Genomic DNA, 12,172 nt, shown 5'->3' on the forward strand with positions numbered 1-12,172 from the left:
GTTTAAGCCTGTTCCAACGAGGTTTCAACACGGGTGGCGGTGGCTGGGACTTTCCCGGCCGCTACCAGACGTTTGTGCTGCTCGGCTTCGATGCGCTCGATGACATCCACCGGCACCATGTAGCCCTGATCGTCACGGGCGGCATGGATGGCGAAATACACCACGGTGCCGACCAGGCTGGCGATGGCCAGCCACCAGATGTGCCAGATCATCGCGAAACCGAACACGGTCAACAGGCCGCCCATGACCACGCCGGTGGCGGTGTTGTTCGGCATGTGGATCGGCGAGTACTTGGCCGGAACCTGGTACGCGGTACCGTTTTCCTTGGCTTCGGTGAACGGGTCGATGGTGTCGGCTTTCGGCAGCACGGCAAAGTTGTAGAACGGGGGTGGCGAAGAAGTCGACCACTCCAGGGTATGGGCATTCCACGGGTCGCCGTGTTCGCACATGTTTTCCGGCTTGTTGCGGTCACGCACGCTGACGTACAGCTGGATCAGCTGGCAGGCGATACCGACGGCGATCAACACCGCACCGAACATGGCGACGTACAGGTACGGCACCCACTCAGGGTTGGTGGTGGTGTTCAGGCGACGGGTCATGCCCATGAAGCCCAGTGCATAGAGCGGCATGAACGCGACGAAGAAGCCGGTGATCCAGAACCAGAACGCGCCCTTGCCCCAGCCTTCGTGCAGCTTGAAGCCGAACGCTTTCGGGAAGTAGAAGGCGAAGCCGGCGATGTAGCCGAACACCGCGCCGCCGATGATCACGTTGTGGAAGTGCGCGATCACGAACAGGCTGTTGTGCAGGACGAAGTCAGCACCCGGGATGGCCAGCAGTACGCCGGTCATGCCGCCGATGGCGAAGGTCACCATGAAGCCCAGGGTCCACATTACATGGCTGGTGAAACGCAGGCGGCCCTGATAGATGGTGAACAGCCAGTTGAACAGCTTCACCCCGGTCGGGATGGAGATCAGCATGGTCGCCAGGCCGAAGAAGGCGTTGACGCTGGCACCCGACCCCATGGTGAAGAAGTGGTGCAGCCAGACCATGAAGCCCAGTACCGAGATCGCGCCCGAAGCGTAGATCATCGAGTGGTGGCCGAACAGTTTCTTGCCGGAGAAGGTCGAGATGACTTCGGAGAAGATACCGAACGCCGGCAGGATCAGGATGTACACCTCAGGGTGACCCCAGGCCCAGAACAGGTTCACGTACATCATCGGATTTCCACCCAGTTCATTGGTGAAAATGTGGAAATCCATGTAACGGTCAAGCGTCAGCAGTGCCAGGGTAGCGGTCAGGATCGGGAAGGAAGCGACGATCAGGACGTTGGCCCAGGTGCAGGTCCAGGTGAAGATCGGCATGTCCATCAGCTTCATGCCTGGAGTACGCATCTTCAGCACGGTGGCCAGGAAGTTGACCCCCGTGAGCGTTGTCCCCAATCCGGATAGCTGTAGCGCCCAGATGTAGTAGTCCACCCCCACGCCCGGACTGTACTGCAGCCCCGACAACGGCGGATAGGCAACCCAACCGGTCTTGGCGAATTCGCCGACGCCCAGGGAAACGTTGATCAGCACAACGCCGGACACCAGCAGCCAGAAGCTCAGGGAGTTCAGGAACGGGAAGGCAACGTCGCGCGCGCCGATCTGCAGCGGCACGGCCAGGTTCATCAGGCCGGTGAAGAACGGCATCGCCATGAAGATGATCATGATCACACCGTGGGCGGTGAAGATCTGGTCATAGTGTTCAGGCGGCAGGTAGCCAGGCGAACCCTCGGTGGCCATGGCCAGCTGGGTACGCATCATGATGGCGTCGGCAAAGCCGCGCAGCAGCATGACCATGGCGACGATGATGTACATCACGCCGATTTTCTTGTGGTCGACCGAGGTCAGCCACTCGGTCCACAGGTAGGTCCACTTCTTGAAGTAAGTGATCCCGGCGAACAGCGCCAGACCACCGAGCGCGATGATGGCGAGGGTCACCATGACAATCGGCTCGTGGAATGGGATCGCTTCCCAACTTAATTTACCTAACATCGTTTACTCCTCTGCCCCGGCAGCTGAATGCGAACTCATGTCCATCCCTTCCATGTTGTGCGCCACTTCCTTCTCTTTCTTCTCGTGGTGCATTGGCTTGCCCGGGTTCATCCCTTCATATTTATCGATGATGGTCTGGAACAGGTTCGGCGTGACCGACGAGTAGAGTTCGACTGGGTTGTTCTGGCTCGGTTTGGAAAGGGCTTCGTATTCAGCTTTTTCAAGCTGTTTAGGTGCCTTCTTCACATCGTTGACCCAGGCGTCGAATTCTTCCTGGGTCGTGGCGATTGCTTTGAACTTCATGCCGGTGAAACCCGCGCCGCTGTAGTTGGCCGAGATACCTTCGAGTTCAGTGTTCTGGTTGGCGATCAGGTGCAGCTTGGTCTGCATGCCGGCCATCGCATAGATCTGGCCGCCCAGGCCCGGGATGAAGAACGAGTTCATCACGGTGTCGGAAGTGACCTTGAAGTTGATCGGCGTGTGGGCCGGGAAGACGATCTTGTTGACTGTGGCGATGCCCTGTTCCGGATAGATGAACAGCCACTTCCAGTCCATCGAAACCACTTCGATGGTGACCGGCTTGACGTCGGAATCCAGCGGACGATAAGGGTCCAGGGCATGGGTCGACTTGTAGGTGATGTAGCCCAGGGCAATGATGATCAGGACCGGAATGGTCCATACGGCCACTTCGATCTTGGTGGAATGCGACCACTTCGGCGTGTACACGGCCTTGGTGTTGGAGGCGCGGTACTTCCAGGCGAACAGGAACGTCATGACGATGACCGGCACGACGACCAGCAACATCAGCAGCGTGGCGGTGATGATCAGGTTTCGTTCATCCAGGCCGACCTGGCCCTTGGGATCGAGCAGGGTCATGTTGCAGCCTCCCAGCAACAACGTGCCGAGCAGCGGCAACAAGCCTAGTAATCGGGGGTACCTGTTTTTACTCATCTCACGACCTCTAAAGCAGCTTGCGCAATGCAGTTGGGTTTTGATCGCCAACACTTCACCCTGCCAAGGGTTGGCATTTTCTTGGATTTGAATAAGGGCTGCCCGTCGAGCGTCAGACGCTGTTCGACACATCCTGGGCCAGCAGTGAGTTCTTATTCGAATTCGTCGGTAAAAGGCCTTGTTACAGCCCAATTCCATTTGGTGCGGGTAGTTGGAAGGCACCGACACCTTGGGATCGCATGGGGCGCTGGCGCCCTTCGACCACCTCTCGCGCTCAAGCCTGAGCCGGGCCGGATATTCGGTGCGGGCGATTGTAGTGAGCTGAAGCGCTGTAGACCATGTCTCATCCCGAAATAATTTTTATCCGAACCGGCAACAATCTATGGCGGATTCTGCAACAGACGCCCATGTTATCGAAAACAGTTCTCAACAAGAACCCCAAAAAACGTAGGTCTACTAAGCCCGATTTAGACAGGCCGCAAGGGATTCACAGACTTTTCAGGCCACGCAAGCGCCCAGTTTTCGGGGCCTTTGCCCCATGGCGCGATATTGTTAAAAATGCCTGCCCTACACAGGGAAGCGATGGCGAAAGCAGGGCACTCGAGGCCTTTTTTTGTTACAGGACAAAGCGAATATTGGCGTCGTGGAAGACGTGTCAGAGGCAGGATGTGTGACAACGTGTCGCAGATTGTCGCAGAGCATTCTTGTCCGGGATCAAGGCCATCGCCGTGGACGACTGAAACGAAAAACGCCCCGGCTCTTCGGATGAAAAACCGGGGCGTTTGCGTCAGCCATTCAGCGAAGCGATTTGCGATTGCGCGACACCAGCAGCGGCACCAGCACCACGATCAGCACGAAGGCCACCAGGGCCCATTGCGCCAGGGACAAGCCCAGGATCGGCGGATAGGGCGTGGAGCAGAAACCGTCGACCTGGAACCCCAGCGGGAAGATCTTCGCCAGCGGCAGGTCGTCGACGATCGGCTGCAGCACATCGACTCCGCAGCTCACCGCCGGAAAGAACTGGGTATAGACGTGATGCCCCGCCACTCCCGCACCGGCCAGGGCGCAAAGCACCACGATGCCTTCAAGGATTGTCAGGCTGCGACGTGTGCGCATGGCCGCGCCGATGAAGGCGAAGATCGCGATCAGCAACAGCGCGTAGCGCTGCAGGATACACAGCGGGCACGGTGCTTCGCCGAGGGCCACCTGCATGTACAGCGCGCCGCCGATCAGCGCCAGGCAGATCAGGCCCAACAGCACCAGATAGCGCCGCTCGCGGCCCAACCGCATCATTTCCTCACTCATTGGGTTTCCCTTTGTCATACATGGATCGACGCACAGCCTTGCGAACTCGGCGCGCTGTCGGATGGCCGAAGTCTACACGCTGGCCATGACAGTGAACGAGCGGTTGTCGTCGACTTTCAAGGGAATAGACAGGAAGAAGGTTAAGCGCCGATTAATTGCCTGGAAGCAGGCCTGCCGGTGGGCGTCGAGCTGATCGTCGTGATCGCAAGCAGGCTCGTCCCCACACGTTGGTTCGAGTTGTTCACGAAGTCGCGTCCAACACGAATCTTCCTGTGGGAACGAGCCTGTTCACAAAGCGCGCAACCCGGTTTCCCGGGCCGGCCGATGACTTATTCCAGGGCCGCAGCCGGTCCGAAGAACTCGTAACGGCTCTGCCCGGCCGGCACACCCAGATTCTTGAGGTGGCGCTTGACCGCCGCCATGAAGCCCTTGGGTCCGAGGAAGTAGGCGTCCAGATCCCGCTGTTCCGGCAACCACCTGGCCAGTTGTTCCTGGCTCAACAAACCCACGGTGTCAGCCGCCGGGCTCGAACCGTCGTCTTCGTCATAGCAATAGAACCGCTTGAGTTGCGGGTGCCGACGGGCAAGGTCGTCGATCCAGTCGCGGAAAGCATGGACACGACCGTTGCGCGCGCAGTGGATGAAATGCACCGGCCGTTCGGTTTGCAGCGCCGCCTGCAGCATCGCCAGGGTCGGCGTGATGCCGACGCCGCCGCTGATCAGCACCAGGGGCTTGTCGCTGGCGGTCAGGTAGAAATCCCCGGACGGCGGGAACAGCTGGATGCGGCTGCCGACAGGGAAGTCGTCGTGCAGGTAGTTCGACACCCGCCCACCGGCCTCGCGCTTGACACTGATCCGATACTGGCCGTTGTCGGCCAGGGCCGACAGCGAATAGTTGCGCCGTACCTCTTCACCGTCCAGCACCAGCTTCATACCGATGTACTGGCCCGGCTCGGCCACCAGGATCGGCCCCTTGTCCACGGGCTCGAAGTAGAACGAGGTGATCTCATCACTCTCCTGCACCCTGGCCGCCAGTATGAATTCACGCTCGCCCCGCCAGCCGCCCGGTGCCGCGGCTTTCTGGTCGTACATGCCGGCTTCGGCACCGATCAGGATATCGGCCAGCTGGTTATAGGCCGCGCCCCACGCGGCAATCACCTCGGGAGTGGCGATTTCCTCGCCCAGCACCTCGGCAATGGCCCGCAACAGACAGGCGCCAACGATCGGGTAATGCTCTGGCAGGATCTGCAAGGCCACATGCTTGTTGACGATTTTCGCCACCAGGTCACCCAACTGGTCGAGCTGGTCGATGTGCCGCGCATACATCAATACGCCATTGGCCAGGGCGCGGGGCTGGTCGCCGCTGGCCTGGTGAGCCTGGTTGAACAGGGGACGCACCTGGGGATATTCGGACAGCATCATGCGGTAGAAATGGGTAATGAGCGCTTCACCACCGCTTTCCAGCAATGGAACAGTGGAACGGATGATGGCGCGTTCTTCTTGGCTGAGCATTGGGTGACTCCATGCAAGGACTTGATAACAACTGCCTTGTCCTATCAGATTTCATGCCATGATTAATTTCGTTATTTTTCAATAACTTAAAATCAGAGTAGTCATAAAGACACAAGACTCGATATAGTCTTTGGGACTACATGGAGTCTTTATGACCGCAACCTCTCTGCTGACAGCCTTGTTGCCACTGGTGGCGGACCTGTCCCGGGAACTGCCTGAAGGCGAGCGCTATCGCCGCCTGCTGGGAGCCCTGCGCGCCTTGTTGCCCTGCGACGCAGCCGCACTGTTGCGCCTGGACGGAGACTGCCTGGTGCCCCTGGCGGTGGACGGCTTGAGCACCGACACCTTGGGCCGACGCTTCCGGGTCAGCGAGCACCCGCGCTTCGAAGCGCTGCTGGCCAATCCGCACCCGACCCGGTTCGCCACCGACAGTGACCTGCCCGATCCGTACGACGGGCTGGTCGAAGGCCTCGACGATCATCTGGAAGTCCACGATTGCATGGGCTGTCCGCTGTTCGTCGATGAACGACCGTGGGGACTGCTGACCCTCGACTCACTGGATCCGGGCCGCTTCGAGCCGATCGACCTGAGCGCCTTGCAGGCCTTCGCCAGCCTCGCCGCCGCCACGGTCAGCGCGGCCGAACGCATCGAGCGCCTGGCCTTGAAAGCCGAAGACGAACACCGCCGCGCCGAGGTCTATCGCCAGGCCAGCGGCCATCAGCACCGGGACATGGTCGGCCAGAGCAAGGCCCATAAACGCCTGGTGGAAGAAATCAACCTGGTGGGCAGCAGCGACCTGACGGTACTGATCACCGGCGAAACCGGCGTCGGCAAGGAACTGGTCGCCCAGGCCATCCATGCCGCCTCGAAGCGCGCCGAGCAGCCGATGATCAGCCTCAACTGCGCCGCCCTGCCGGACACCCTGGTGGAAAGCGAACTCTTCGGTCACGTGCGCGGCGCCTTCACCGGGGCCACCGGTGATCGGCGTGGCAAGTTCGAACTGGCCGACGGTGGCACGCTGTTCCTCGATGAAGTGGGCGAGCTGTCCCTCACCGTCCAGGCCAAGCTGCTGCGAGTGCTGCAGAGCGGCCAGTTGCAGCGCCTGGGCTCGGACAAGGAACACCGGGTCGATGTGCGCCTGATCGCCGCCACCAACCGTGACCTCGCCGAGGAGGTGCGCAACGGTCGCTATCGGGCCGACTTCTATCATCGCCTGAGCGTCTACCCCCTGCAGGTACCGGCCCTGCGCGATCGCGGTCGCGATGTGCTGTTGCTCAGCGGCTTTTTCCTGGAGCAGAACCGTTCGCGCATGGGCCTTGGCAGCCTGCGCCTGAGCAGCGACGCCCAAGCCGCGCTGTTGGCCTATGACTGGCCAGGTAACGTGCGCGAACTGGAACACCTGATCGGTCGCAGCGCCCTCAAAGCCCTGGGCCGCTGCCCGGTGCGGCCGAAAATCCTCAGCCTCGGCGCCCAGGACCTGGATTTGCCCCAGACCGGCGAACCGCTTTCAGCCTCGGCCCCGGCCAGCCCGACGCCCGCCACGGAACCGGCCACCGGAGATATGCGCGAAGCGGTGGACGATTTCCAGCGCCGGTTGATCACCGCCAGCCTGGAGCGCCACCGGCACAACTGGGCCAGCGCCGCCCGGGAACTGGGCCTGGACCGCGCGAACCTGGGGCGGATGGCCCGGCGACTGGGGCTCAAGTAGCTCCCCTTCCCCCTGCTCGGACCCAGAACAAGAGTGGGCACCTTGTGGCCAGGGGATTTATTCCCTGGCCACAGATCAATCCCGCACCTCAGGATAAGCGTGCGCAGGCCGCTGACTTGAAATTGGCTGACGACAGCTTTCGTCCTAAAGCCTGCCCCCAACAAGTCGATAACCCAATATCAAAAGCTGTTTTGGCGATCTTCATGCTCGCCCCACCTTTTTACACAGAAGGTTTTTATGTCTTCCAACAAAGCCCGCGCAGATTCACTTTCGCTTCTGCTGTTTACCTTGCGCAGCGGCAAGCTGATGGCAATCAACCTGCTCAAGGTCAGTGAAATCATCCCCTGCCCGCCACTGACCAAACTGCCGGAGTCGCACCCCCATGTAAAAGGCATCGCGACCCTGCGTGGCACATCGCTGTCGGTGATTGACCTGAGCCGCGCCATTGGCGAGCGCCCCCTGGAAGATCCCGATGGCGGCTGCCTGATCGTCACCGATGTCAGCCGGTCCAAGCAGGGCCTGCATGTGCAGGCAGTGAGCAAGATCGTGCATTGCCTGACCACCGATATCAAACCGCCGCCCTACGGCTCCGGCGGCGTGCGGGCGTTCATCACCGGCGTGACGTCGGTGGACGGCACACTGGTGCAAGTACTGGATATCGAAAAAGTCATCCATGGCATCGCCCCGGCGCAGATCGAGACGGCGCCCACCGAATTGAGCATGGAAGACGCCGAGGTATTGGGTAACGCGCGGATCCTGGTGGTGGATGACAGCCAGGTCGCCCTGCAACAATCGGTGCACACCCTGCGTAACCTGGGCCTGCAATGCCACACCGCCCGCAGCGCCAAGGAAGCCATCGAGTGCCTGTTGGAACTGCAGGGCACCGCACAGGAAATCAACCTGATCGTCTCGGACATCGAGATGTCGGAAATGGACGGCTACGCCCTCACCCGGACCTTGCGCGAAACCCCGGACTTCGCCCATCTCTACGTGCTGCTGCACACCTCCCTCGACAGCGCCATGAACAGCGAGAAAGCCCGGCTGGCCGGTGCCAACGGCGTGCTCACCAAGTTCTCTTCGCCGGAACTGACCAAGTGCCTGATCACGGCGGCCAAAGCCGTTGCCGAACAAGGACGCTGAGGACAAAGACGTCGTTACCCGCTGATGGGCACCGCCTGTGGCGTGCCCCCGGACGGCCCCCCAGTCACGCCTGGAATCACGTCGCCGTGTCACGCGCTCGCCGTTGTGGGCTTATAGTGCAGGCTCCCCTGGCGCTCTGGAGTCGAACATGAACAGTACCGCACGAACCGCTCTTTACCTGGTCGCCCTGACCTCCCTTGCCTTTCACGCCCACGCCTCGAGCCCCAGCGCCTGGGCAGCTCATGACAAAGAGGTGCTTGCCAGTTGCCTGAAAGCCAGCGGCCTGAAGGACGCGGCGCCCGTGGGCAGCGCCGCGCAATTCGATGACCGGGTGGGCTACACCGCGCTGTTGCTGCAAGGCCACTATCCGCAGAAACACATGAAAGGCGCGAACGGCACCGAACTGTGCCTCTACCACAAGCAAGCCAAGGTCGCCTACGTCACCGAATGGGATTCGATTCGTCCAGCCACGACCTCGCACTGAGTGGCGCATAATTTGCTATGCAGGGCTTGGCACGGCGTATTTCTGTCGCCGCTTTCAGCCTCGCATCCGGGCAATCGATGAACACGACATTTTCCTGCGTAGGGTGTGGCAAATGCTGCACCGATCACCACGTCCCCCTGACACTCGACGAGGCCCGAATGTGGGCTGATGACGGCGGCCAGGTGATCGTCCTGGTGGAAGCCTTCCTGCCCAATGGCCTGGGCCTGCCGGCGGGGCAACGCGAGCATGCCGAACGGCGTTCGGCGGTGGTTCGCACCGGCAGCACCGAAGCGTTCGTGGCGATCACCTTCGCCGCCTACAACGCTGGCCGTTGCAGGAACCTCGACGAAGAAAACCTGTGCCGCATCTATGAGCGCCGGCCATTGGTTTGCCGCATCTATCCCATGGAAATCAACCCGCACATTCCCCTCGACATCGCCGTCAAGGAATGCCCGCCGCAATCGTGGGAAACCGGACCGCAGTTGATCCTGGGAGGCGAACTGGTGGACCAGGAACTGGCACGGCTGATCGAGCGTTCGCGCCAGGCCGATCGCGACGAGATCCGGATCAAGGAGCGGGTCTGCGCTCGCCTGGGCATCCATGTCACCGCGCTCAAGGGCGACGGGTTCACCGCCTACCTGCCGGACATGGCGGCGTTCGCCTCGGCGATCGACCAGGTGCGCTCCCAGCCCCTGGAGCAACAGGCCAACGAGTGGCAGCTTCACCTGTCCGGTGCCGATGTGGCCGACCAGGTCCAGGCCAGCGGTGCATGCGTCGCCACGGAAACGCCGGCCAACTACGCCTTTATTTCGCTGCGGGCGGCATAGCGGCAGATCGTGACGAACCCTCCCGTGGGAGCGGCCTGGTCCGCTCTCACACGGTGTCTTCATGGCTTGCGATCACTTCCCCTCTCGCCTAACCCTCGGCAAGAATGTTAGCGTGCTTGGTATTCTCTGCCAGACGAGCCTTGCACGATGAAAAAAACCGTACTTGCCTTCAGCCGTATCACGCCCCAGATGGTCGAGCGCCTGCGACAGGATTTCGACGTGATCGTGCCCAACCCGTCGAACGGCGACATCAATGCCCAGTTCAACGAAGCCCTGCCCCAGGCGCACGGACTGATCGGCGTGGGACGCAAGCTTGGCCGCGAACAACTGCAAGACGCCGCGAACCTGCAAGTGGTGTCCAGTGTGTCGGTGGGCTACGACAACTACGACCTGGCCTACTTCAATGAGCGCGGGATCATGCTTACCAACACGCCCGACGTGCTCACCGAAAGCACCGCCGACCTGGCGTTCGCCCTGCTGATGAGCAGCGCCCGGCGCGTCGCCGAACTGGACGCCTGGACCAAGGCCGGTCAATGGCAGGCCACCGTCGGCCCGCAACTGTTCGGCAGCGATGTGCACGGCAAGACGCTGGGCATCGTCGGCATGGGCAACATCGGCGCGGCCATCGCCCGGCGTGGCCGCCTGGGCTTCAACATGCCGATCCTCTACAGCGGCAACAGCCGCAAGACCGAACTGGAAAACCAGTTGGGCGCGCAATTTCGCGAACTCGATCAGTTGCTGGCCGAAGCGGACTTCGTCTGCCTCGTGGTGCCCTTGAGCGAGAAGACCCGTCATCTGATCGGCCAGCGCGAACTGTCGCTGATGAAGCCGAGCGCCATCCTCGTCAACATCTCCCGCGGCCCCGTGGTGGATGAACCGGCGCTGATCGAAGCCTTGCAGAACAACCGCATCCGCGGCGCCGGGCTGGATGTCTACGAAAAAGAGCCCCTGGCCGAGTCGCCGCTGTTCCAGCTGAAAAACGCCGTGACCTTGCCCCACATCGGTTCCGCCACCCATGAAACCCGTGAAGCCATGGCCAACCTTGCGGTGGAGAACCTGCGAAGCGCCTTGATGGGCGAACGGCCCAAGAACCTGGTCAACCCGCAAGTCTGGAAATAAGACTCGCCGGGTATCATGAGCCCTGTGGCGAGGGAGTTTGCGCCCTCGCCACGGGATATTCGCCAGCCACTGCGCCTCAGCGCGCACCCAGCGCGACTTTCGCGGCCACCGGCCGCGGTTTGCGGAACACCAGCACGTTCCCCAGCATCACCAGCACCAGCCCGACCAACGCCGGTGCCGTCCATTGGTAGCCCTCGGCGAACGCCGAGACATTCAGCGCCACCACCGGAAACAGGACCGTGCAATACGCTGCCCGCTCCGGCCCCATGCGCCCCACCAGCGTCAGGTACGCGGTGAAGCCGATCACCGATCCCGGGATCACCAGGTACATCAACGAGCCGATATAACGAGTATTCCATTCCACCTCGAAGGGGATGTCGTTGAACAGGCACCACACAGCCAGCATCGCCGCGCCATAGGCCATCCCCCAGGCATTGGTCGTCAGCGGCTTGAGCCCGGCTTTCTGTTGCAGGCTCGACAGCATGTTGCCGGCCGAGAAACACAAGGTCCCCAGCAGCGCCAGCGCCAACCCGAGCAACGTCTGTGGGCTGGCCTGGTGGCCGGCCAGTTCCGGCCAGAACAGCAGCCCCAACCCCGCCAGCCCGAGGGCACCGCCCAACAGCACGTTACGCGCGATACGCTGGCCGAAGAACACGCGTGCGTTCAAGGCATTCCACAGCGTGGCGGTGGAGAACACCACGGCCACCAGGCCGCTGGGAATCCACTGGGTGGCGGTGAGGAAGCACATGAAGTTGATGCAGAACAGACACAGGCCCTGGGCCAGGCAAATCAGATGGCCACGGCGATTCATGACCTGCAGGCGCCGGCTGAGCAAGAGCATTGCGAACAGGATCAAGGCCGCGAGGCCGAAGCGATAGACAATCGACACCGCAATGGCGACGACGCCCAGTTGAAGTTTCAACGCGATCCAGGTGGTGCCCCAGATCAGTACGGTGAGCAAGTACAGCGAGAGGTTCATGACGGCGTCTCCTGACATTGGCCACCAGTGTCACGCCATGGGCCGACGGCCAGTTGCGTAAACTTGCGGTTTTGTCGGTGGGCGGGCTGGCAGGGAGCGGCCTACGGAGTAGGAT

10 protein-coding genes are annotated in these 12,172 nt (G+C 61.4%); 5 read left to right on the plus strand and 5 right to left on the minus strand.

All coding sequences use genetic code 11. From position 1 onward, the window contains the following. Positions 1–2: 2 nt before the first annotated feature. The 4 genes from cyoB to hmpA all read right to left on the minus strand — a co-directional run bounded on the left by cyoB (position 3) and on the right by hmpA (position 5,800). Entirely contained in the window at positions 3–2,033 is a 2,031-nt protein-coding gene (gene cyoB, locus BW992_RS02450) for a cytochrome o ubiquinol oxidase subunit I (RefSeq protein WP_072388252.1), read from the minus strand. A gap of 3 nt (positions 2,034–2,036) precedes the next feature. Beyond that, complete coding sequence (cyoA, locus tag BW992_RS02455) at positions 2,037–2,984, minus strand: ubiquinol oxidase subunit II (protein ID WP_072388254.1); 948 nt, start codon at positions 2,982–2,984, stop codon at positions 2,037–2,039. A 795-nt stretch (positions 2,985–3,779) separates the two neighbouring features. Next, on the minus strand, positions 3,780–4,289 hold the full coding sequence (locus BW992_RS02465; RefSeq protein ID WP_072430789.1) for a disulfide bond formation protein B: 510 nt from the start codon (positions 4,287–4,289) through the stop codon (positions 3,780–3,782). A 329-nt stretch (positions 4,290–4,618) separates the two neighbouring features. Further along, entirely contained in the window at positions 4,619–5,800 is a 1,182-nt protein-coding gene (hmpA, locus tag BW992_RS02470; RefSeq protein ID WP_072388258.1) for an NO-inducible flavohemoprotein, read from the minus strand. Between the two features lie 151 nt (positions 5,801–5,951). Between hmpA and norR the strand changes: the two genes are divergently transcribed. From norR to BW992_RS02495, 5 genes are all read left to right on the plus strand, one after another. Next, complete coding sequence (norR, locus tag BW992_RS02475) at positions 5,952–7,508, plus strand: nitric oxide reductase transcriptional regulator NorR (RefSeq protein ID WP_076405527.1); 1,557 nt, start codon at positions 5,952–5,954, stop codon at positions 7,506–7,508. Positions 7,509–7,745: 237 nt separating this feature from the next. Beyond that, entirely contained in the window at positions 7,746–8,648 is a 903-nt protein-coding gene (locus BW992_RS02480; RefSeq protein ID WP_072388262.1) for a chemotaxis protein CheV, read from the plus strand. A gap of 148 nt (positions 8,649–8,796) precedes the next feature. Then, positions 8,797–9,132 carry a hypothetical protein gene (locus BW992_RS02485; protein WP_072388264.1) on the plus strand — a complete coding sequence of 112 codons (336 nt, stop codon included), beginning with the start codon at positions 8,797–8,799 and terminating at the stop codon, positions 9,130–9,132. A gap of 77 nt (positions 9,133–9,209) precedes the next feature. After that, positions 9,210–9,959, plus strand: coding sequence for a YkgJ family cysteine cluster protein (locus BW992_RS02490; protein ID WP_072388747.1), 750 nt, complete (start codon positions 9,210–9,212; stop codon positions 9,957–9,959). 147 nt (positions 9,960–10,106) lie between these two features. Beyond that, the gene (locus tag BW992_RS02495) at positions 10,107–11,078 is read left to right on the plus strand and encodes a 2-hydroxyacid dehydrogenase (RefSeq protein ID WP_072388266.1); all 972 of its coding nucleotides are present in this window, start codon (positions 10,107–10,109) and stop codon (positions 11,076–11,078) included. A gap of 76 nt (positions 11,079–11,154) precedes the next feature. Here the strand turns inward: BW992_RS02495 and BW992_RS02500 are convergent, their stop codons facing one another. Beyond that, the gene (locus tag BW992_RS02500; RefSeq protein WP_072388268.1) at positions 11,155–12,057 is read right to left on the minus strand and encodes a DMT family transporter; all 903 of its coding nucleotides are present in this window, start codon (positions 12,055–12,057) and stop codon (positions 11,155–11,157) included. Positions 12,058–12,172: the final 115 nt, after the last annotated feature.

It is taken from the genome of Pseudomonas sp. 7SR1, from assembly GCF_900156465.1.
Taxonomy (GTDB): domain Bacteria; phylum Pseudomonadota; class Gammaproteobacteria; order Pseudomonadales; family Pseudomonadaceae; genus Aquipseudomonas.